Origin of the sequence: Bacteroides sp. MSK.18.37 (assembly GCF_019129155.2) — a bacterium.
GTDB classification, from domain to species: Bacteria; Bacteroidota; Bacteroidia; order Bacteroidales; family Bacteroidaceae; genus Bacteroides; species Bacteroides ovatus.
Window position 1 is genome coordinate 6,595,046 of the sequence record NZ_JAHOIB020000001.1, and the last position, 21,631, is coordinate 6,616,676.

A 21,631-nucleotide genomic window follows, 5' to 3' on the forward strand; every position below is an offset into this window, starting at 1 on the left:
TTCCTCCTGATATTAGAATGTAACATTAAGACCTAAACTATAAGTTTTTTGTTGCGGATAATATCCATTACTTACTGAAGGGCTTTCTGGATCCACATATTTAAAGTGACTTAATGTAAGTAGATTGGTACCTGCTAAGTATATATTTATTCGGCTGAAAGGTGTTTTTCTCAACACTCTTTCTGGAACATTATAACCAATATTAAAATTCTTAAGTCGCAAATATTGTCCATTCACAACCCACCATGTAGAACGTGCCGCATTGTTTCCATTGGCAATGGTAGTCAGACGTGGGTATTTAGCATTTGTATTTTCTGGTGTCCAAGCTCCTTCTATTAAATAATATGCAGAATTACCTTTTCCACCAAATGGACTAGTATAGCTTGTGGCTGCAGTTGTACCTGAGTCATATACTCCGGATAATTCATAATCACAATGCGTAACTCCCTGCCATAACATTGTAGCATAAAAATTTTTATAAGTAACTTCCATATTTAGGGAAAAATTAATTTCTGGTATTTGACCGTAACCAGTTTTTACATAATCGTATTCTGGATTAATGATACCATCACCATTGACGTCCAGATATTTTAGGTCTCCTAGGTTTTTTGTCCCTGTAGGAGCCGCTGGATAATTATCTAATTCTTCTTCTGTTTGAAACAAGCCAAGTGCCTGATAGCCAAAGCGGGTATTCATTGGTTGTCCTAAAATCGCACGATAATTAGGGTAATTATCAGTTACAGCTTTTTTTAATACGCGGTTACGAGCATATGAGAAAATTCCTTCTAATCTATATCCCCAATCTCGATTAATTTGATTTATATGTTTTACTGTAAGTTCAAGTCCTCTATTATCTACTTTGCCTGAATTCTGATAACTTGGATAGTACTCCCCTAAGGAAGTCGGATAACTACCACTTTTGCTTTCTAGAATGTCTTCAGTAAGTTTATAGAATAAATCCAATTCGACGCCTAATTTTTGGTGCCATAGGTCAAATTCAAAGCCTAAATTGAAGCTGTGAGTCGTAGCCCATGTTAGATCACGGTAGATATACTTATTTTTTGTATAGAATTGAGATATAGGAGCATCGCCTAATACCATACTATTATTTGCAATAGCAAAATTTGAATTATATAAATAGGCTGTTACATTATCATTACCAGATTGTCCATAACTAGCACGGATCTTGAAATAATTAACAAAAGGAAGTGCTTCCTGAAAGAATTTTTCTTGTGAAACTACCCAACCTATTGATGCCGATGGAAAAAATCCCCAGCGATTTTCAGGGGCAAATACATAAGAGCCATCATAACGGAAAGCAAATTCTGCTAGATATTTTTGATCGTAGGCATAACTAAAGCGTCCCGCCCATGATGCCTGAGCCGTGTATGAATGTGAACCAGTAATTGGATTCTCTGGAAGAATGGTTCCTAATGACAAATCAACAGGATCATCACTAAAATAGCCTGTTTTTTTACCAGTCATAGTATCTGAATATACTTTTTGTGCTTCATAAAATAACAATGTATTTACATGATGCTTTTTAAAGTCCAGAGAATAATCAATTTGTGGTCGTAATAGCCATGTATCTCCAAAAGAAGCTGCCTTTGTATAAGAATTGTCTTTAGAAAATCCGCTTGCGCCAACAACCTTTTCATCAAAAGTATCATTTATACTATATAATTCATAATAACGGTCGAAATTAGAATCTATGGTATTGCGATAATTATAGGCTCCGAATATAGAAACTTTTAATCCCTTTAAGATATCAGTTAAACCAGAGAAATCATATTCTAGTTTATAATTGGAATCTAATGTCCAACGAGTTTGTTTTTTATATCCTGATTTTGTTAATGCAGCATAACCATTTACATAATAGGAACTTCCTGTCCATGCTGTAGGCATCCCATTAAATTCAGATTTAATAATGGGTATTGTATTTATTGCTTGTCTAATTGGGTCAAATTCACCCTGATTGGCAATTGCTGTACCTGGCCAGTCTCTACTAGAACGATAACCTGATATATTTGTCGAAAACCTTAGATTTTTGGCAACTTCTACATCTAAGTTTACACGTGCATTGTAACGAGTGAAACTTGTGTTTTTTAATGTACCTTCTTGATCCATATAACCAAGACTGGCATAGTATCGTGTTTTCTCTGTACCTCCAGATGCTGATATATTGTGCTGTTGGGTAAACCCTGTTCTAAATATCATATCCAGCCAATCAGTTTCTCCCCAAATACTGTTAGGATCATTACTTAATACCTTATTTTGAATATCGGCAGTCCATAATGGAGTGAGATTATCCATTTCACGTGCTTTATTATGCCAATACATATAGTCTCTAGCATTTAAAAATTCAGGCATTGCTGTATTTTGAGTTATTGTAACAGAACCATCATATGAAATCTTAGCTGGACCTTCTCCACCGTTTTTTGTTGTAATCAGGATAACTCCATTTGCTCCTTGTACACCATAAATTGAAGCAGCTGCATCTTTCAAAATAGAAATACTAGCAATGTCATTGGGATTTACATAGTCCATAGGACGCGCTACACCATCTACAATAACCATAGGACCATTATTACTAAATGAATTCAAGCCACGTACATATAAAGTTGTTCCATCATCACCTGGCTTACCTGACGCTTGGATACTTGTCAAACCTGAAATTTTACCAGTAAGCAAATTTGAGACATTTTGCATTGGTGCTTTCATTAATTCTTTGGCGTTTATTGATGATACTGCGCTAGTCAAATGTCCACGTTTTTGACTTCCGTAGCCGACTACAACGACTTCATCTAAAGTTTGAGCGTCTTCTTTCATTTTTATCACTAAGTTCAAGCGACCTTGAAGAGGTATTTCCTGAGTCAAATACCCTACATAAGATACAACTAGCGTTCCTTGGGAATTTTGAACCTGAAGGTTGAAATTTCCGTCAATGTCAGTTATAGATCCATGAGATGGATTTCCCTTTACACTGACTGTAGCACCGATTAGTGGTTCATTATTAGAATCCAACACTGTTCCTTTCACATTCGAGGCTTGTTGCGCCCGAATACATAATACGGAAAACAGACATAATAATAAGGTTGTGAACCTTATACTCCATGTTAATTGTTTTTTCATATAAATATTAGTATTAATAAAACAAAAAGTGATTATTCTTCTTTATTTTTGTACTTCAGCATATTTGATACCTGTCTTTATTCCATCCCACAAATTCATCTCAATAACTTGTACAATATCAAACACCATCAATCCTTCAGATTTTGTTAAACACACTTTTACAGCATCTGCTATGTTAGTTTGATGATTTAGAGCATAGATGGTACCCAATACCTTACAGTCTCCATTAATTATTTTTTTTGCACGCTCTATACCAAATTCGATAGATTCAGGATCATCCATTCCATAGATTTTTTCTAGATATGTTCCGCATAGAAAAGTATCTAAATAAGGTGCAAATCCTGTTTCATTATAGGCTTTTGATCCCCATGCATAATTGAGAGAAAAATCAGATTTGGGACTAGCCCAATTTTGACCTTGTCCATAAATTGCATGAATCCATGAAGCAGCCCAATATTCCAATTTTACATTTTTATTTATACTATGAATATTTTCACGGACCTCTTTTACAAAACTGGAAATTACATTAGCACGGAAAGCCCACCATTCTTTAAAATAAATTCCCGGTCTTTTGCTCCCATCTGTATTCCAGCTAAATATATCTTCTGGAAAGTTCTTAATCTTTTTCCCTAAATAGTTCTCAAAAGCTTTACGAGTTTCATTAGAAAAATCACTATTATCAGCAGGATATCGGCAATAGTCTAGTGCGTATGCATCTATATCATAGTTCTTTACGATTTCGCGTATAATACTTAATGCAAAGTTACGAACATCTTTGCGAACAGGATTCAAAAAGGCTCCTACCTTTTGCTTATCATCTCTAATATCGAGCATTTTATTATTAGACATATACTCTAAACATGTTTTTCCGTTCCATCGTTTGTCTTCATAGACCAGCCCCTCACAGGTAGCGGGATGTCCAGCAGTAAATACAGCCGTAGAAACAGTGACTTTTAGCCCTAGACGATGAGCTTCGTCTATAAAATATTGTAAATAATCCCAATCACGTTCGATGACCTTATTATGGACTGTAGTAAGTGGAGGAAGTATTTTACTTTTATATAAAACTTCTCCATAAATGGGCTTTACATCTACTACAACCTGATTAAATCCCACGTCTTTTGCTTTTTCCAAATAGTATGAAATGGAATCTTTTGAACTAAAGCGTTCAAAATTGGCTTCAGCATCAAACCAAAGATATTTTGGCTTTTCCTTATTGATATTTCCAGCAAAAGAATATGTGGTAAATAATAGTAGAATGGATAAAATAAGATTTTTGTTAAGCATATTATTTATTAGTGTTTATAGTTTTATTTCTTCTAATGTTTTCCAGCACTGAAACAGTCCTCTTGGTACATGGAAACATCCTTTCCATTTTCCTCCTTTGAGTGGAAGCAAAACTTCTCCTCTGCGGTTCAGATAACCAAACCATTCAGGATATTCGGGATCTTTGAAATGTGTCCATGTATAGTCATGTACTTTCTCAAACCATTCCAGGCATTTTTGATCTCCCGTTAACTGATAACCTTTTAATAGAGATATCAAAGTCTCAATATGCACCCACCAGAGTTTCTGATCCCACTCCAGTTGTTGAGGTGGACAACCGTTACGGTCCATGAAATAGTAGATACCTCCATACTCCTTATCCCAGCCATAATTAAGCATTGTAAGGGTGGTATCTTTGGCTTTCTCTATCAATTCAGGACGGTTCAGGCGTTTGCCCAGATCCATGATAAACCACATCGCTTCAATAGCATGTCCCGGAGTTATCTGACGACCTTCAAAGCAGTCAACCAGACTACCGTCTACATCTACATTTTCAACAATGATACCTCCAAGTTCAGGACGGTAAAAAACTTCCATTACTTCATGGATACAAGTTTCCATTGTTTCTTTTAGATAACTTTCATCTAAAAGATGTTCTATTTCCAGAGCCAGGTTACAAAGGATCATCGGCAAGGCAAAGTTCTTCAAATTGCGAGTACCCGGATGAAGCTTGTTCCATTTGCCTTTCGGATTATCCACTTTAGACAGGATGATATCGAAGGTTTTCCTGGCAATGTCTGCATATTCCTGATTGCCGGTGGCAAGACTTAGCTGACCGAAAGCCATGGTAGCAAATGTATATGAAAAGATATTGTACGGTTCTACCAATGGTCTACCCGAACGGTCAAGGGAAAAATACCAGTTATAATTGCCGTCATGTCCATATTTTTTTAGGAATTCGCCACCCTGAATGGCGCAGTCCAACCATTCTTGGCGATTTTCCACTTTATTGTAAAGCATGGAGAACATCCATACCTCACGACTTTGCAGCCAAATAAACTTATCCGTATCGAATACTTTTCCTTCACGGTCCAGACAGGTGAAGTAACCACCAAACTCATGGTCTTGTGAATGTTCAAGCCAGAAAGGAAGGACGTTGTCCAGGAGCTCATCCTTGTACAGACTTGCCAGTTTTTTGAAATCCATAATCGTATTTCCATTATAGATTGGTATGGGTAATTCAGCAGTTAAAGAGATGTCTGCTGAATGACCAATGTTATTCTTACTATCCATATTTATAAAATGTTAGTTTATTGTTATTAAGGTCTGTTTTATATTTATTCCGAACGGGTCCAATATCTTTCAATCTCTTCCAGCGACTTCCCGGTAGTCTCCGGCACGAGTTTCCAGACAATTAGCATATACGGTACGCACATAACAGCGAACAGGAAGAATGTTCCGGCGGGGGTAAGGTTCTGGAGCATCCAGGGGGTTAACTGTCCGATCAGGTACGTTCCGATCCACAGAGCGAATCCTGCTATTGACATGGCCAGTCCGCGAACCTTGGTGGGATACATCTCCGAGAGGAGCACGAACACCACGGCACAGATAGACACGGCACAGCAGAATACATAGAACAGGAAGAAAACGAGCAGGAAGAGGCTGGATACTCCCAGGGAATCTCCGAAGAGGAAGTACAGGCCGATGAGAATCAGAGAAACAACCATTCCCGAAACTCCGTAATAAACAAGTTTCTTGCGGCCTACCTTATCAATGATGACAAGAGCCAGAATGGTGGTCAAAGTATTGACTAGTCCTACCAGAACTTGGTAAAAAAGAGAATCTCCTCCTGAAAGTCCTGCGTTTTCAAAGATAGAAGGGCCATAATAAAGTACTGCGTTCACACCCATAAACTGTCCTAAAATCGCAATACACACACCGATAATAACAGCTTTGAAAATTCCAGGCTTCATCAATAAAGACCATTCCGATTTTGTTTCAGAGGTCAGCACAGATTTCGTTTCATTTAATTGACTTTTCGCTTCTGTAATTGAATTATATATTTTCTCTAATATATTTACAGCTTTCAATTCCTTTCCACGTACGATTAACCAGCGGGGACTTTCCGGAATAAAAAATATGATTATGAAGAATAAGATTGCCGGCAATGTTTCCATACCCAACATACCTCTCCATACTTCAGTTATAAATATTTTATTCAACCAATCCACACTTAATTGCGTACCACTCTCCGCCCATGCCAATAATTGATAGTTAACTAAATAAGCTCCCAAAAAACCAACTGTTACAGCCAACTGATACAATGACACCAAACGTCCTCTATACTGCGCTACAGCTAGTTCTGATATATAAAGAGGAGAAACAATGGACACAACCCCTATTCCTACTCCACCTATAATCCGATAAACTACCAATTGGGCAAAATCGGCTGATAGAGCACATCCTAGAGCTGATGTGGAAAACAACACAGCTGATATAACCATCGTAAGTTTTCTTCCTAACTTATCGCTTAAGATTCCAGCAAAAAGAACACCTACGATAGAGCCTACTAAAGCACATCCTACATACCATCCCTGTTGTAGTGCATCTAATTGAAAAAGTTGAGTCACTTGGGCAATTGTTCCCGATATAACCACAGTATCATATCCGAACAAGAAGCCTCCCAATGCTGCCACAACAGATAGGAATATAAGATAACTAAAATTGATTGTAGACTTCATAACATTTATTTTATTTCAAAATATTCTTTATATCTGTCATATAAATGACCAGCTTGCAGATAGGCTGATTGCGGACTCATAAAATGAGAAAATTCAAAAGTAATAGCCTTATCATATCCGGCACGTTTGGCTGCTTCCAACTTCATCCGAAGTTTATCAAACTTAATGGGTAGAAAACGAATTGGCATATCACGGTCAAAAGATTCGGCATTTGTCCAACATTGCATACCATACTTATCTGCTAATTTTTTATTGACAGAAAAGAACGCATCCAATTCGTCATAATCAATATGCCCATCTTGAAATGCACATGCATCTACCACATCATGAATTCCATCAAAAATTTCATCCCATTCTTTTTCGTGTTGTTGTACAGAAACGGCATCTTCTCTCGTCATTTTTGTCGTTCCCATGATTGCTTTTTTGCCATCAATCCAAGGAGATATAAAAGTAGGCAATCCATTAGATATATCCTTACATTGTTTTCCTAATGCATGAAAAGCACCAATCGCCCCTTTCGTTGCCCGGCTTATTTCACCACTGATATACCATCCTCCAAAACTTTTATACTTGGAACCATAATTTTCCCAAACTTCATCAATTACATATTTGTTATCTTCCACTTCCCAGGTCATATCCCCTGTGTCCCAGTATTTACCCGAATCGTATAGTCCAAAATAGAATTTCATTCCATACTTTTCAGCTAAACGTAAAAACATATCCACCAAGTCAACGGAAGGCATATAACAACCTTTCTTCAATAAATAAGGAGAAGGAAAAGTGACAAACTTACGATAACCAGAACGGATCATTATTACTGTATCAATTCCTATATTTTTCATGTGCTGAAAATCCAAGTCCCATTCTTTCTCACCCCAGTTCTGATGTGGAATATCATGTGATATTTCATCCAAAAAAGTTCCGGTAATTTTTAAGCCATTGTTTTTAGGAACAATGAGTTTACTTTCCAAACCATCAGTTGCCACTACTGTACTGGCACTAGCTTTTGAAGTACAAGATTCAAACAAAGTTGGTACAGTCAAGGCTGACGCGCCAGCCAATGTGGCTTTTTTTAGAAAGTCTCTTCGATCTAATGTTTTCATATTAGTTTAATTAAAACAGCAGTTAACACTTATATTATTATTACCTATTGAATATATTGCCCTATAATATCTACTTTTTTATTATTGAAAGGATCTAATATCTGATCAATCAAAATTGCCATTTCACTTCTCAAAATATTTCGATTCATATCAAAATCTTTCAAATCAAATTTATCCCAGATCTCTTCTACCCTACCCTCTTTCATCTCAATACCTTCTTTTTCTGCAATCTCTCCTACTAGCTCTGTAGCTTTCTGAATTGATATGGTATTATTACCTTCGAATACTTGCTTATTGACAAAAGGATAAACATCACCCAATCCTTTCAACTCATTTGCCAATAATAATGTATCCGCTCTGAACCACATTTGATTTGACCAGTCAACACTTTTACCTATACCTTTTAATATACCTGTAGAGCCGATACGTTGTAGTGACTTAAACATTGGGTGATCTAACTCAACATCTAAATAAGGCAATAAATATCCTTTTCCATCCAAAATCGCATTTTGTACTTCCCGAACAGATACTTCTCTTATATTTTTACCTTCTTTCACCGCAAGAGCTGCTAATGCTCCCGCTGCCTGCCCGATCTGCATAACCATCGGCTGCAAACGAGTGGTACCATTAATTATATTAGAAACAGATATTGATTTTTCAGCAACAATCAATCCTTCAACATCTTTCGGAATCAAAGTTCCTAAAGGTAAACCGTATGACGGTATCGGATGAAAATAAAGATTAGGCAACTCTTCATATCCATGATAACGCGTATGATGATGGTCCACAGGATAATTCCCCACGGCAATACAAGTACGATAAAGAGGTTGAGACTGCCTGAACGGTTCACAAGCATGATTTAAATCAAAACGTACTAGCCCATGGATTCTCCTAGACTCTCTATGGTAAGGAATAAATGGTAATTTGTCGGCTGTAGGATATTCATCATCAGCTAAGCCCAATGTATTAAAACCTAATTCATGTTGCAGAAAATAAACGAAACACATCGTATAATGTTTTGCATATTTCAAGGCTTCTTCACGTTCCTCACGGGTCATTTCAATCAAGTTTACATAATAATCATTGCCTTCTATCGGCCAATTAATCATGTATTTATTATTAGGAAGTTTTCCATAAGTTATCATCATGTCTTTAGACCATACACGATCCGGTTCTTTAGGCATGATACAAACATGACTGGCACAAGCACAAGCAAATTCATCTTTATTATATCCTTCAGGACAAGGAATAGTCACATCTTTACCATAATCTTTCAAGATTGCTACGTATGTAATATCCTGAACTATATTATTTTTCTCTTCCGGAGCAATATCTTCTTTAGTATCATGACGGCTTTCCATACCGACATCATATTTCACCCCGCACATTTTTGCTATATCCCCCAATTCAGTACCATCAATCAATATTTTAGCATGTATTTTTTTAATTGTATTATCTTTCATCTGAATTTGAGCAATCCAAGCATCATTCTCTCTTTCCAGCTTTACCAAAGTAGCATTATGCCATACTTTTAAATTTTTCTCCGCGTCAACCATTTCATGGAAAATTTTATTTCCGACTGAAGGTTCAAACAACACTGCACTCACCCAACCGGTTTTTAGAGAATCAAGCCCTCCATAATAATCTGCCAAATGTCCGCGAAACTCACCAAACAAGCCTGCCGGTAAATCATAGTTTCCGTCAACAGCACTTACACCTGCAGATGTAAGCATTCCACCCAGCCATTCTGTTTCTTCTACTATCAATGTTGCAGCCCCCATTCGAGCAGACTGAATACCAGCAGTCACTCCACTAGCGCCTCCACCAATAATTAGCACATCAACAGAATCATCTGAATGAGAGCATGCCGTAAAACACAAAGCAAATAATAAACACAGACCTAAAAAATAGTTTCTCATACTAAATTCATTTAAGGATATAGAGTTTTATTAATAATATCACGGCACAAATATAGCTATATTTATTAAATAAACAATAGATAATAAAATATTTTATTAATAAAATCGTTATTCCTCGCATTATTAATTAATAGAAGGGGGAATTACCTCACAAATCGTCTTATTTCATTTATTATATCCACAATCGTCCATAGCTACATTATCCTATATATAAATCCATTACATAGTATATAGGGAATATAACATTCAAGATATTCTAATTTTCAAGGCCTCAAAACCACGTATTAATAAAAAAATTAATTATCTTTGTGTGAATTACCAAATATACATAGTTATGAACCAACAATTCTTGAAAGAAATAGAAAAAGGCTCTAAAAGTGCTCTTGTCAAAAAGAGGATTATTACACATTATATATATAATGGAAGTTCTACAATTCCCGATCTTTCAAAAGAGCTGGATTTAAGTGTACCGACTGTCACCAAATTTATCGGTGAAATGTGTGATGACGGATATATTAATGATTATGGCAAATTGGAAACTAGTGGCGGACGCCATCCCAACCTCTATGGGCTTAATCCGGAATCCGGTTACTTTTTGGGTGTAGACATCAAAAGATTCGCCGTCAATATCGGACTGATAAATTTCAAAGGCGATATGGTAGAATTGAAAATGAATATACCTTATAAGTTTGAGAACTCAATCGAAGGGATGAATGAGTTATGCAAGCATATTCTCAATTTTATAAAGAAACTCACTATTAATAAAGAGAAGATCTTAAATATTAATGTAAATGTGTCGGGGCGTGTAAATCCTGAATCAGGGTATAGCTTCAGCCAATTCAATTTTGAGGAAAGGCCGTTGGCGGATGTATTATCCGAAAAATTGGGATATAAAGTAACCATTGATAATGACACGCGTGCCATGACTTATGGCGAATATATGCAAGGCTGCGTAAAAGGAGAAAAGGATATCATTTTTGTAAATGTAAGCTGGGGAGTAGGTATCGGAATTATTATTGATGGTAAGATTTATACCGGGAAATCCGGATTCTCCGGTGAATTTGGACACATGAGTGCTTATGATAATGAGATAATCTGCCATTGCGGGAAAAAAGGTTGTTTGGAGACGGAAGCTTCCGGATCGGCACTTCATCGTATCTTATTAGAGCGTATTCAAAGTGGGGAAAGTTCCATTCTATCTACACGAATCGCCACAGAGGAAAATCCGATCACTCTTGATGAGATCATTGCCGCTGTGAATAAAGAAGACCTGCTTTGCATTGAAATTGTAGAAGAAATCGGACAGAAACTAGGCAAACAGATTGCCGGGCTAATCAATATCTTCAACCCGGAACTGGTCATTATAGGTGGAACTTTATCTTTAACCGGCGATTATATCACCCAACCCATAAAAACAGCCGTACGCAAGTACTCTCTAAATCTGGTTAATAAAGATTCAGCCATCATCACATCTAAGCTGAAAGACAAAGCCGGCATCGTTGGCGCTTGTATGCTCGCACGCAGCAGAATGTTTGAAAGCTAGTTTTATCTTCTACGTTGGGAGAAAAAGTTATCTATAAAGCGAACGATATAGACTACGGCTACTCCGGCAACCACTAAAACAATAATACGACTCAACATAGATTACATTTTTATATTTCACATCTATTACATACGCAGGATTTCCCTTTTAAAATAAGAATAGGGAATCCTGTAAAAATTAGAACGCTGATTATTAATTAATAATCAGCGTTCTAATTTGAGAGCCGCTAGCCAGACTTGAACTGGCGACCTACGCGTTACGAAGTCCCGTGTAGCGGTTCTATTATTATACTGATTACTAATTCATTAAATACTCTTTTCTAACCTTTTCAAAAAACAATCTACTATACAATTGCTATTTTTAAGGTAGAATTGAAATATTAATAAAACGTTTTATTTTAATAAATATCTAACTGAAATCTTCGATCTGTTGGATATACGTAACATTCTTCATGTTTCAATTCGTCAATTAAATTTTGGATATTTTTTTCAGAATTTGAATATATAATGTAAACTTCTGGATATTTAATGTTTGAAGAACCACCAGTATACTCTAAAAGAAATGCAGCGTAATCTTTATTGGGACGATTGTATGAATATTTATATCTCACTTTCTTATGCGAGGTGAAACTTTCATAGATTTCATATGATTCGTTCAAATAATTATATATCTCATTTAAATGTAGTTTATACTTCTCCTCTAAGCTATTAATAGATTCATCTGTGTATCTAACATATGACATGATAGATTTATATTCTGGTATATATATATCAATCTGGTTATCATATTTATAAAATATATCTCCGTATTTATTTGTTGTTGACTTTTTTACATTTTTGTCAGACATATATTCTTTAATTTTTCCTGAAGGTATATTATAATCTAAAAATGGTGTAGCGATTGCTGTTTTTGTTGGTTTTACTTTAACGTTTAGAGTAGCCGTAGAATTGCCATCTGAAATATAAATATTTGTTTCTCCTACATGATCGCCTGTTATATAAAATCCATCCATCAAAAATAAAACACGTACGATGTATTCGTCTTCAATGCTATAGCTGCAATCACGTATATCACCAGAGGATAACAGAACTTTAATATCTTCTTGGTAGTTTATAACTATATTTTGTTGATTCAATTTAATCGGTTCCTTTTCTATTATAGTTTTATCTTTGCTACATCCAGCTATCACCAGTGCAACCATCATTAAAAAAAAGATATTCTTCATTGTTTTACTTTAATTATTTGGTTTTATATTGTTGTTTTGATTTTCGAATCTCCAGTTGGAGTAGTTGGAGTTAGATTTTAAATAGTCGGTATTATTGACATCTATATAATTGTTAGTAATTCTGAAATCATTTAATAACTGTAGATTTACCATGCTTTCGGGGAGTTTTCCTGTAATGCTATTATTTTCCAATCTTAATATCATAAGGTTTCGTGAATCTCCAATGTTCTCAGGGATTGTTCCACTAATTTTGTTGTCATTCGCATATATAAATTGCATAGTTTTTATTTTAAATATGTTTTCTGGAATAGAAGATGATATTTCGTTGTTATCTATAGACATGTAAACTAGATCTCCTTCTATTGGGTTGCTATTCATACTAAATGATTCAAATTTATTGTGATTCAACTCTATAGAATGTAATTTAGGTAACTGGAAGAAGAACTCTGGAATAGCACCTGAAAAATTATTATGAGAGAGATCGACAATTTTTAATTCTTTACAACTCTTCAAAGATTCAGGTATGGTTCCTGAAAAGTTACAATTTTTAATTGCTATGTGTTGAAGTTTCGTGAGATCGCCAATATTGCTAGGCAATTTTCCACTCATTCTTGTGCCTTCAAAACAGAATTCTCTTAAGTTTTTAAGTGATGTTATACATGACGGTAGCTCTCCTTTTATATAAGCGTCGCCAGAAAGCCAAATACTGCTAACAAATGCATCGTTGATTGCTCTAATTCCATACCATTCACTTATTGGTTTGTCGCTGCACCAGTTTTCATTTTTTGTCCATTCATCGCCATTGAGAGCTTTGTAAAATTTGATAAGAGCAATCCTTTCTTCATAGATAGGTTGAGTGATCTTTAGTGTGTCAGATATAGCATTCTCTTCATCATAAATAACGATGAGAGCTGATTTTACAACTTCATCATTGTTAGGTAATGCATTGATCGTAAGTTCGTTTTCCGATAATGTGTAATATAACCATCTGTCGTTATCTTTTATTCCTTCTACTTTAATCTTGAATTTCCCTGTTGCATTTATAAACATGGTTTGATAAGGACTGCTTGGATTAATTGTCAGTTCGTGCTTATCAAATGTAAGTATTTCGAAAGTGTTTATTTCATCATCGTTTTTATTAGTGTTACATCCAACTATTAAAAGAATGACGATTATTAAGTGTAAAATATATTTTATTATGTGGAGCATTTGGTTTCTTTATTATTCTGCAAAAAATGGATTATATGTATAGTTATGAGTTTTTTTGTTGTTTATTGTTCGAGTGTTGTCTAATATAAATATTATAAATTTATATTTCCCATAGATTTAACTTTGTTAGTTTAATATCTTTGCAAAGTCCTTCTAGCGTTGGATATATAAAACTATGGCTTATTCCTATTTTTCTTAAACTCATAAGAATATGTTTCTTATATGCTGCTTGAATTCTATACTTTGCATAAATATCAGATTCTTCTTCTGTCGGGTTTGCATATATTATGAATACACTATTTTGGTTTTTGTATCTTTCATTTGTTATAATAGGTTTAACTAAAAAATTGGATTCAATAGTATAAGGACTTCTATTATCTACAAAGATCATTCTTGAGGGGAAATATTGATATACACATCCGTCTTTATCATAGTTACTGCATACTGCAAAATATAAAGCAACTAATGGATTATAGCTCCAATCAAGTAATCTCGTGGGTAATCCATGGTGTTGAGCTAAGAATAATAACTCAAACTCATTATTGCACTTATCCACATGAAGAGTATGCATTCTTCTAAATTCAGACATCATGTCTTGCTCAAAATCTTTGGTCCTTTTTAAATCTTTGGGAAAAAGCCTACCAATAGAAGGTATGAGTTTATAATTAATATCGGAATGACCTCTAAAGAAATCAATATCAGGTTTTATATTTCTTTCATCTAATATAGATATGAAATCTTTTACCGAATTTATTGTAAAGTTTTCCATAGTGTTCTATCTCTAGTAATTTTTTATTTTGAGTGTTTTTATATAGAGAGTTTTTCTAATGTTCACTATTAATTGAATATTACCTTCGTCTTGGTCTTTGTAACTCGATCACATTAAAAATCTGTTTTACTTCTGCTAGGTCAATAACTTTATTTGGATACATATCATTCAAAGAATGTATTGTAATTGTATGATTATCTACATTGTGATCTATTATTCTTTTAACAAGTATTCCTTCTTGGTGAACAATGACAAAATCCCATTTTCTAATGTGCAATTTGGAAGTTACCCATAAATGAGATTGTATCTCTCGGCAAAGGAGTCGATCACCTTCTAGGTAACTATCTTCTGTTCCATCATTCATGCTGTCACCTTTTACTTCAAAGGCAACATAATTTCCTTGGGCTTCATGATCTACTATAAAAGGTATAGTAGGTAAAGTTGCCATATATGCAGCATCTTCATAGCCGCATAAATATCCTGCTTGTGCGTATTGGTTCACTAGTGGTACGTGTATTATGTAGTTTTGGTTTATTGGAACTGCTTCGTTTGTATTGTTATTTGCGATAATATCGCTATCATTCGTACTGATAAAGTATTCAGAAACTTTATCCATGCCAAATACTTCTATAATATTATTATATAACTCCTCTGTAAGAGGCTTTTTACCACTTTCTATTTCTGACAAATAGGCTTGTTTGATACCAATTTTTTCACCAAAATCCTTTTGCCTAAGTTTCAGAGACTTCCTTAAACTTGCGATATTAATCTTATTCATAATGTTAAATATTGTCATTATAGCAATATTTTATTGCGATATTTAGCGATATATTGCAATAAGATAGTATATTTGCATCATCAATCATTCAATCACGATACAAAGATAGAAAAAAGGTTGATAGGATAAAATAGTACATACATATTAAAATACACGATTATGAGCACGAATTTTAAAAATCAGATGAAAGAGGTCATGAGCCTTGCTTGGCAAATGGTTAAGAAGAACGGTTTTTCAATGTCAGAAGCTTTGAAAACAGCCTGGACTAATTCGAAGCTGAAAGCTGAAATGAAAAAACGGATCGTAAAGTTCTACTTTCAGAAAATCGATGGTTCTGTACGTGAAGCATACGGTACTCTTTGCGAAAAATACATGCCCACAGTAACCGGTACTGATAAAAGGGCTAAGAACGACACCGTTCAGACTTATTTCGATACAGAAGTAGGTGAGTTCAGATGCTATAAGAAAGCTAACCTTTTAAAAATTGCATGATTATGACACACTACGAATTAGAACAAGGCTTGAATGCCTTATACAAAGACTTGGATAATATTCAGAATATGGATGAAGAAACAGTCCGTAGAGTTTACAATGTGGATTGCAAGGCTGACATCATAGAAGTTATCGAAGAAGAAATTGATACCTATGAAGCCATCCTTTCAGGGCCAGATACAGGTGAAGATAATGATATGGATTATGATGCCCTTTGTCTGATTCAAGGCTTAAGCAGATACGCATAATACACGATTATACAATGCCCGTCCGGTCTCGATACCGGGTACAATCCGTAGAAGGTATGGCGGGCGCAATATATAACGGATTTTTCGTCCGTGCGCATAATGGTAAGCCTTCGGGCACATAGCAGACAGCGAAGTTAATCGGCTACAGGCAGTAACCACCGACACGTTCACAAGGTTCTAAACGAAAGATTCAAGTTGTAAGTATGACTTTTAAATTTTCTTTCAGTAGAAATTCAACGATATATTGCCCGTCCAGTCTCGATTCTGGGTACAACTGTCTAAAAGGTTGGCGGGCACAAATTTTAAATTATACGATTATGTCGCATTATTATTCAAAAGTAGATGCAGATAGTTTATTATCGCTAGTGAATGCATCTGATTGCGTAGAGTATTTCGATACATCTAGTTTGGTTTCTGAAATGGATGAAACAGAAATCCTAAATCAGATAAACGAAGATACCATAATTAGTTATCTCGAAGACAAGGGCTTTAAAGTAGAAAAGGAGGATTAAAATGAAGTTAATCCAGTTTGTTTTATCCATAATTTTAGCTTTGTGTGCTATTGGTATGCTATACGGGGCAATAACGACATCTAGCCCCATGAAATTAATATCTATTATTATAATGGGTATTATATGTATCGGTTCTTTCGCCTTTGTCAGAATAGCCTATACAGAATTACACGAATAAGTTCAAATTAAATAAGTAATGAATATGAGAACAATAAAATTCAGAGGTAAAAACTTATATAATAACGAATGGATATTTGGTGACTTGATTCAGTACGAAAGTGGTGAAATGGCTATTTTCAGCAAGAAACTTTCCCAATATGGATGCGAAGCTACTGAAATGTTTAATAGAAGTAAGGTAGAAACTACAACTGTGGGACAATTCACAGGCTTATTCGACAAAAACGGCAACGAAATCTATGAAGGGGATATAATCAGCGTAAACGGTAAATACCCCAAATTGGTGAGATATATAGATGATTATGCTTGTTTTTGTTTAGCCAACATAAAAGACCTGGACGAAAAAATGGACACAGGTTATTGGCATCAAGTATCTCCCGGTTGGTGGAATTCATCAAAACGAATAATTAAAGTACTTGGTAATATTCATGATAATCCCGAATTAATTGACTAATAACAGAATAAGAAATGAATAAAATTAAAAAAGAATATTTGGTCAATGTAGATATGCGTTGGTCGATAGACTACGAAGTAAAAGCCTGTTCAGAGACAGAAGCAAAACGCCTCGCATGGGAGAAATTCAAAAAGAATCTTCCTAAGAAATGTTTCGAGATCTTGGCAGATAAAAAATAATCTTCAATATAAATTAGATAAAATGAACTATGAGGTAGAAGAGGTACATATAAGTACAATTCAAGCCGGAGACACTATTTTACATACAGACGGACTGATAAGAACAGTTGGCAATGTGAATATCCGACACAGCTCCTTTAAGGGTATTACTCTTTTTGGTGATTCTTATCACCTAGGAAATGCTCTTGTCAAACGTTTAAGAATAATAACCGTTAAATAAGAATAGAAATGAATGAAGCATTAGAACTGCAAATTAAGCGGTTAGAGTTTTGTCGTGACTGTATCGTACTTGATTACGATGCCGGGAGAGAAGAATACAATCGCCTTGAAAGGATGATTGAAGAATTGAAACAACTAAAATCCAAACAGACATCCGCAAAAAGGTAGACCGATAATCTGGCATAAGGTTCCTGCAATAAGTCAGTACTGTGAGTAAGGGAAACCAGCCGGGCGGATTCTGAAAAATATAGTAGTTTTTATCGTGTTTTATTTTGTGTTTGTGTTGTACTGGTGCGCGGTCTGTGAAGATAGTGCACCTTTTTTATTTGAAGGAATGGCGGAATTGGCAGACACGATAAAGCTTGGCATTCCCGGTTCGAGTCCGGGTTCCTTCACAAAGTTTATTTTATGTTTAACCAATGATGCCGACGAAAAGGACGTCGTAGGGTTTAAGCCCCTGTATTTATTTGATTTTTAAATGTTCTGCATCTATCCCGGTGTCCGTTGATTCGGTATCCGGGAACAAAGTAGCTCGTGAGAGTGAACAGAAGTTTTATTCGTAATTATAGTTTTTACCTCAAGTTCACATCATAGCGTTGGTGTGGCAAATATGGATAAGTGGCGGAATTGGAAAACGCACGGAACGTATGCCGGGACTCTCGCTCATTGGCAGTAAAGCCCATCCCCGTTCGAATCGGGGCTTATCCACAATCACTAATTTAAAAAACAGCTTATGGAAAAAGTAAGTAGCAAAGAAAAAATGAAAACCATGAAGAAAGGGGCAACAATCAAATTGCCAATATCTTCGTTAGAGACAATTCGTAACAATGTATCCCTTTTGAACGCCAAACATTACAGCGAAGGCAAGAAATGGAAGTCTGAATCATTCAAAGAAAAAGGTATTGTTATAGTTACCAGAACTGCGTAACCAATCAACTTACACGATTATGGAAAGAGTATTAACAGAACTTACACCTGAATGTGAGGTTACAGCACGAATGTACGCACAGGGGTATGAGAAGAAGGAGATAGCTTCGATGAAATGCAGGGCGTTGAGTACGATAAATAACCAACTGCAAGAGGCTTTCAGAATTCTTCGAATTAGAAACGGAAGAGAGCTGGCGACAATGTTTTATGAACGAATGACAGGAATGAAATTTACTATGGACTTCTCTCCTATTGCTCGTTCTGCAGTTGCTTGCTGCTTTTTATGCCTTTTTTCTTTTTCACTTTATCACGAACAGAGTGATATGAGAAGGGCAAGAAGAACAAGAGTTGAAACTATTGAAAGAGTAAGGAGGTCAGAATGAATGCAGAGGCAAAACTAAATACTCTCTATCGAATAGGTAGCAGAGTTTCTCTCAATAAAGAGCAGGCCAAAGAGTTTGTAGGCGGTCGCTATAGACTTGAAAAGCTGATAGCAGAAAAGAAAATACGGGCAGAAAAGACCGGAACCACGAAAATGTCTCCTTATGCAATCAATGCTTGTGATGTGCTTCTTTACGCTATTGATTCTAAAGAACAAAGAATATAATTAACCCTTTAAATTTTACGATTATGAGTCTTATCAAAAAAAGTAATGAATTAGTAATCCCTACCACAGTAAAAATGATGATTTACGGTCAAGCCGGTATGGGAAAGAGTACGGTAGCATTGAGTGCTCCGAAACCTTTGTTATTGGATTTCGATAACGGGGTGAAACGTATGAATATGGTACATTTGGAAAACATAGACACAGTACAAGTCACTTCTTGGAGTGATGTTCAACAAGTCTTGCAAGAAGATTTGTCAGCTTATCAGACAATCGTTGTTGATACTATCGGTAAGATGATGGACTTTATCATTACTTATAAATGTGGTAGCCGCCAACCGTCTATCAGAGATTGGAGTGGTATCAATGCGGAATTTTCTTGGATGACAAGAACACTCTCAAGTCTGAATAAACATATCATTTTTGTCGCCCACCGTGATACGAGAAAAGAAGGTGATGATACGGTGTTCATTCCTGCCTTACGTGAGAAGTCCTACAACTCCATCGTTACTGAACTGGATTTGCTCGGTTATCTTGAAATGAAAAGCGAAAGAGGCGTTCAAAGACGCACTATAACTTTTGACCCGACTTCAAGAAATGACGGTAAGAATACTTGCAATCTACCTTCTGTAATGGAGGTGCCTACTATCGTCGATAAGAGCGGTAATCCGACCGCAAAGAACGACTTTATCACCACTAAGATAATCAATTCATATTTAAGTATGCTGGCGGCTAAGAAGGAAGCGCAGGAAAAGTATGACAAGGTGATAGAAGAAATAAAAGAAAGCATTGAATTTATCACCGATGCCAACTCCGCTAATGAGTTCGCTTCACATATCAATGAGTTTGAACACGTTGGTAGTTCTCTAATGAAAGCGAGAAGCCTGTTTGCAGCCAAAGTAAACTCTTTGGGATTGGTATTTGACAAAGAAACTAAAACCTATTCAGATGCAGCTTAAGTACCGCTTTTATGCTACAATTCTTGATGCCTTTTGGGGTTATCTGAATAGTGATGTAATTTGGGATAAGTATTGGGGATGGAGTGAAAATCCTCCCTATACTCCCGAAGAATTTCACGAACAGCAGTTTCAAGAACTGATAGACCGTATCAATCGAAAGCCTTTTGATAACGAGAAAGCGGACAGGGGTACTTGCTTCAATGAATTGGTAGATGCCTTGATAGAGAATAGAAAGCCAAAAGATATAATTGTAGAGAGGACAGCAGATGATTTGTCTTATCAGGCTACTTACAACAACAGGGTATTTACTTTTCCTATCTCTATCTGCCGCGAGTTTGCCAACTACTTCAAAGGTGCTCTAACTCAGCAACGAGTAGAAGCAATCCTTCCTACCACATTCGGCAATGTATTGGTTTATGGCTTCATTGATGAACTGATGCCTACCACCGTTCACGACATCAAGACAACAGGTAGCTACAGCGTTGGTAAGTTCAAAAGTCACTTTCAACACCTCGTTTACCCGTATGCTTTGATTCAAAATGGCAATGATATACGAACATTCGAGTATAATATACTTGAATTTAGTAAGGCGGGCTACCCGGTAGATACTTATACTGAAACCTATGTTTTTGTTCCCGAACGTGATATACCAATTCTCACTAATCATTGTGAAGAGTTTATTCGGTTCTTGGAGGAAAACAGGGAGCTTATTACTGATACTAAAATTTTTGGCTTAGATGATCTTCAACCTGAGTAACCCCTACGAAGTAGATAAGTATAAAGAGTATGTAAACAAGCTATTCAAAGACCGCGCGGTTGTGGAGGTTAAAAAGCGACTTCCCAACCGCACATTAGCGCAAAATAGCTATTTACATCTGATACTTAGTTTTTTTGCCTGTGAACTTGGCTGCAGTCTCGATGAGGTTAAGCTTGACTACTTCAAAAAGACCTGTAATCGTGATTTATTCGAACGAAAGAAAATCAATAAGCAGGGAAATGAAATCACTTATATGCGTAGTAGTTCAGAACTTACCACTGGCGAGATGACAACAGCCATAGAGAGATTCAGAAACTATTCTGTTGCTCAAGCTGGTATTTATCTGCCGGCTCCCAATGAAAATCAGTTTCTAATCCATATCCAACAAGAAATTGAACGTAACAAAGAATTTATTTAA

Annotated in this window: 22 protein-coding genes and 1 tRNA gene; 13 read left to right on the top strand and 10 right to left on the bottom strand. The window is 35.8% G+C overall.

The genetic code is table 11. The features are described 5' to 3' along the window. Nucleotides 1–12 precede the first annotated feature (12 nt). From KSX81_RS25730 to KSX81_RS25755, 6 genes are all read right to left on the bottom strand, one after another. Nucleotides 13–3,132 (bottom strand): SusC/RagA family TonB-linked outer membrane protein, encoded by a 3,120-nt coding sequence (locus KSX81_RS25730; protein WP_004307207.1) that lies wholly within the window; start codon nucleotides 3,130–3,132, stop codon nucleotides 13–15. Between the two features lie 42 nt (nucleotides 3,133–3,174). Further along, entirely contained in the window at nucleotides 3,175–4,419 is a 1,245-nt protein-coding gene (locus KSX81_RS25735) for an alpha amylase family protein (protein WP_004307206.1), read from the bottom strand. Between the two features lie 15 nt (nucleotides 4,420–4,434). Continuing rightward, on the bottom strand, nucleotides 4,435–5,604 hold the full coding sequence (locus KSX81_RS25740; protein WP_217725896.1) for an AGE family epimerase/isomerase: 1,170 nt from the start codon (nucleotides 5,602–5,604) through the stop codon (nucleotides 4,435–4,437). Between the two features lie 131 nt (nucleotides 5,605–5,735). Continuing rightward, the gene (locus KSX81_RS25745) at nucleotides 5,736–7,139 is read right to left on the bottom strand and encodes a sugar porter family MFS transporter (protein ID WP_217725872.1); all 1,404 of its coding nucleotides are present in this window, start codon (nucleotides 7,137–7,139) and stop codon (nucleotides 5,736–5,738) included. A 5-nt stretch (nucleotides 7,140–7,144) separates the two neighbouring features. Continuing rightward, nucleotides 7,145–8,242: a DUF4434 domain-containing protein gene (locus tag KSX81_RS25750; protein WP_004307232.1), complete on the bottom strand. Its 1,098-nt coding sequence runs from the start codon at nucleotides 8,240–8,242 to the stop codon at nucleotides 7,145–7,147. A gap of 44 nt (nucleotides 8,243–8,286) precedes the next feature. Continuing rightward, on the bottom strand, nucleotides 8,287–10,161 hold the full coding sequence (locus KSX81_RS25755; protein ID WP_004307233.1) for an FAD-dependent oxidoreductase: 1,875 nt from the start codon (nucleotides 10,159–10,161) through the stop codon (nucleotides 8,287–8,289). A 334-nt stretch (nucleotides 10,162–10,495) separates the two neighbouring features. Between KSX81_RS25755 and KSX81_RS25760 the strand changes: the two genes are divergently transcribed. Continuing rightward, nucleotides 10,496–11,704, top strand: a complete 1,209-nt coding sequence (locus KSX81_RS25760) for an ROK family transcriptional regulator (RefSeq protein ID WP_004307234.1) — start codon at nucleotides 10,496–10,498, stop codon at nucleotides 11,702–11,704. A 397-nt stretch (nucleotides 11,705–12,101) separates the two neighbouring features. Here KSX81_RS25760 and KSX81_RS25765 read toward each other — a convergent pair whose 3' ends face one another. The 4 genes from KSX81_RS25765 to KSX81_RS25780 form a co-directional block, all read right to left on the bottom strand. Next, entirely contained in the window at nucleotides 12,102–12,929 is an 828-nt protein-coding gene (locus KSX81_RS25765) for a hypothetical protein (RefSeq protein ID WP_217725873.1), read from the bottom strand. A gap of 9 nt (nucleotides 12,930–12,938) precedes the next feature. Beyond that, nucleotides 12,939–14,138 (bottom strand): hypothetical protein, encoded by a 1,200-nt coding sequence (locus KSX81_RS25770; RefSeq protein ID WP_217725874.1) that lies wholly within the window; start codon nucleotides 14,136–14,138, stop codon nucleotides 12,939–12,941. 100 nt (nucleotides 14,139–14,238) lie between these two features. Further along, on the bottom strand, nucleotides 14,239–14,907 hold the full coding sequence (locus tag KSX81_RS25775; RefSeq protein ID WP_217725875.1) for an FRG domain-containing protein: 669 nt from the start codon (nucleotides 14,905–14,907) through the stop codon (nucleotides 14,239–14,241). Between the two features lie 79 nt (nucleotides 14,908–14,986). After that, a complete protein-coding gene (locus KSX81_RS25780; RefSeq protein ID WP_217725876.1) occupies nucleotides 14,987–15,685 on the bottom strand; it encodes an XRE family transcriptional regulator in 699 nt (232 codons plus the stop codon). Between the two features lie 159 nt (nucleotides 15,686–15,844). Between KSX81_RS25780 and KSX81_RS25785 the strand changes: the two genes are divergently transcribed. From KSX81_RS25785 to KSX81_RS25840, 12 genes are all read left to right on the top strand, one after another. After that, on the top strand, nucleotides 15,845–16,177 hold the full coding sequence (locus tag KSX81_RS25785; protein WP_118299784.1) for an SH3 beta-barrel fold-containing protein: 333 nt from the start codon (nucleotides 15,845–15,847) through the stop codon (nucleotides 16,175–16,177). A 2-nt stretch (nucleotides 16,178–16,179) separates the two neighbouring features. Then, a complete protein-coding gene (locus KSX81_RS25790; RefSeq protein ID WP_118299783.1) occupies nucleotides 16,180–16,425 on the top strand; it encodes a hypothetical protein in 246 nt (81 codons plus the stop codon). Between the two features lie 714 nt (nucleotides 16,426–17,139). Further along, complete coding sequence (locus KSX81_RS25795; RefSeq protein ID WP_118299790.1) at nucleotides 17,140–17,568, top strand: YopX family protein; 429 nt, start codon at nucleotides 17,140–17,142, stop codon at nucleotides 17,566–17,568. A gap of 14 nt (nucleotides 17,569–17,582) precedes the next feature. Next, nucleotides 17,583–17,747, top strand: a complete 165-nt coding sequence (locus tag KSX81_RS25800) for a hypothetical protein (RefSeq protein ID WP_182423826.1) — start codon at nucleotides 17,583–17,585, stop codon at nucleotides 17,745–17,747. A gap of 228 nt (nucleotides 17,748–17,975) precedes the next feature. Continuing rightward, nucleotides 17,976–18,134, top strand: coding sequence for a hypothetical protein (locus tag KSX81_RS25805; protein WP_182423825.1), 159 nt, complete (start codon nucleotides 17,976–17,978; stop codon nucleotides 18,132–18,134). Between the two features lie 160 nt (nucleotides 18,135–18,294). Further along, a tRNA-OTHER gene (locus KSX81_RS25810) sits at nucleotides 18,295–18,361 on the top strand. 338 nt (nucleotides 18,362–18,699) lie between these two features. Beyond that, nucleotides 18,700–18,894 carry a hypothetical protein gene (locus KSX81_RS25815; RefSeq protein WP_118299779.1) on the top strand — a complete coding sequence of 65 codons (195 nt, stop codon included), beginning with the start codon at nucleotides 18,700–18,702 and terminating at the stop codon, nucleotides 18,892–18,894. 19 nt (nucleotides 18,895–18,913) lie between these two features. Then, complete coding sequence (locus KSX81_RS25820) at nucleotides 18,914–19,276, top strand: response regulator transcription factor (RefSeq protein WP_118299778.1); 363 nt, start codon at nucleotides 18,914–18,916, stop codon at nucleotides 19,274–19,276. Further along, entirely contained in the window at nucleotides 19,273–19,500 is a 228-nt protein-coding gene (locus KSX81_RS25825) for a hypothetical protein (protein ID WP_055167878.1), read from the top strand. Before KSX81_RS25820 ends, KSX81_RS25825 begins: the two co-directional genes overlap by 4 nt. Before the next feature lie 23 nt (nucleotides 19,501–19,523). Continuing rightward, nucleotides 19,524–20,456, top strand: a complete 933-nt coding sequence (locus tag KSX81_RS25830) for an ATP-binding protein (RefSeq protein ID WP_118299777.1) — start codon at nucleotides 19,524–19,526, stop codon at nucleotides 20,454–20,456. Beyond that, the gene (locus tag KSX81_RS25835) at nucleotides 20,446–21,213 is read left to right on the top strand and encodes an HNH endonuclease (RefSeq protein WP_118299776.1); all 768 of its coding nucleotides are present in this window, start codon (nucleotides 20,446–20,448) and stop codon (nucleotides 21,211–21,213) included. Before KSX81_RS25830 ends, KSX81_RS25835 begins: the two co-directional genes overlap by 11 nt. Beyond that, on the top strand, nucleotides 21,194–21,631 hold the full coding sequence (locus tag KSX81_RS25840) for a hypothetical protein (protein ID WP_055167884.1): 438 nt from the start codon (nucleotides 21,194–21,196) through the stop codon (nucleotides 21,629–21,631). The genes KSX81_RS25835 and KSX81_RS25840 overlap by 20 nt, the downstream gene beginning before the upstream one ends.

Coding starts and splice junctions, on each gene's coding strand:
- KSX81_RS25730 (WP_004307207.1), bottom strand. CDS start 3,132: ATGAAAAAACAATTAACATGGAGTATAAGGTTCACAACCTTATTATTA.
- KSX81_RS25735 (WP_004307206.1), bottom strand. CDS start 4,419: ATGCTTAACAAAAATCTTATTTTATCCATTCTACTATTATTTACCACA.
- KSX81_RS25740 (WP_217725896.1), bottom strand. CDS start 5,604: ATGGATTTCAAAAAACTGGCAAGTCTGTACAAGGATGAGCTCCTGGAC.
- KSX81_RS25745 (WP_217725872.1), bottom strand. CDS start 7,139: ATGAAGTCTACAATCAATTTTAGTTATCTTATATTCCTATCTGTTGTG.
- KSX81_RS25750 (WP_004307232.1), bottom strand. CDS start 8,242: ATGAAAACATTAGATCGAAGAGACTTTCTAAAAAAAGCCACATTGGCT.
- KSX81_RS25755 (WP_004307233.1), bottom strand. CDS start 10,161: ATGAGAAACTATTTTTTAGGTCTGTGTTTATTATTTGCTTTGTGTTTT.
- KSX81_RS25760 (WP_004307234.1), top strand. CDS start 10,496: ATGAACCAACAATTCTTGAAAGAAATAGAAAAAGGCTCTAAAAGTGCT.
- KSX81_RS25765 (WP_217725873.1), bottom strand. CDS start 12,929: ATGAAGAATATCTTTTTTTTAATGATGGTTGCACTGGTGATAGCTGGA.
- KSX81_RS25770 (WP_217725874.1), bottom strand. CDS start 14,138: ATGCTCCACATAATAAAATATATTTTACACTTAATAATCGTCATTCTT.
- KSX81_RS25775 (WP_217725875.1), bottom strand. CDS start 14,907: ATGGAAAACTTTACAATAAATTCGGTAAAAGATTTCATATCTATATTA.
- KSX81_RS25780 (WP_217725876.1), bottom strand. CDS start 15,685: ATGAATAAGATTAATATCGCAAGTTTAAGGAAGTCTCTGAAACTTAGG.
- KSX81_RS25785 (WP_118299784.1), top strand. CDS start 15,845: ATGAGCACGAATTTTAAAAATCAGATGAAAGAGGTCATGAGCCTTGCT.
- KSX81_RS25790 (WP_118299783.1), top strand. CDS start 16,180: ATGACACACTACGAATTAGAACAAGGCTTGAATGCCTTATACAAAGAC.
- KSX81_RS25795 (WP_118299790.1), top strand. CDS start 17,140: ATGAGAACAATAAAATTCAGAGGTAAAAACTTATATAATAACGAATGG.
- KSX81_RS25800 (WP_182423826.1), top strand. CDS start 17,583: ATGAATAAAATTAAAAAAGAATATTTGGTCAATGTAGATATGCGTTGG.
- KSX81_RS25805 (WP_182423825.1), top strand. CDS start 17,976: ATGAATGAAGCATTAGAACTGCAAATTAAGCGGTTAGAGTTTTGTCGT.
- KSX81_RS25815 (WP_118299779.1), top strand. CDS start 18,700: ATGGAAAAAGTAAGTAGCAAAGAAAAAATGAAAACCATGAAGAAAGGG.
- KSX81_RS25820 (WP_118299778.1), top strand. CDS start 18,914: ATGGAAAGAGTATTAACAGAACTTACACCTGAATGTGAGGTTACAGCA.
- KSX81_RS25825 (WP_055167878.1), top strand. CDS start 19,273: ATGAATGCAGAGGCAAAACTAAATACTCTCTATCGAATAGGTAGCAGA.
- KSX81_RS25830 (WP_118299777.1), top strand. CDS start 19,524: ATGAGTCTTATCAAAAAAAGTAATGAATTAGTAATCCCTACCACAGTA.
- KSX81_RS25835 (WP_118299776.1), top strand. CDS start 20,446: ATGCAGCTTAAGTACCGCTTTTATGCTACAATTCTTGATGCCTTTTGG.
- KSX81_RS25840 (WP_055167884.1), top strand. CDS start 21,194: ATGATCTTCAACCTGAGTAACCCCTACGAAGTAGATAAGTATAAAGAG.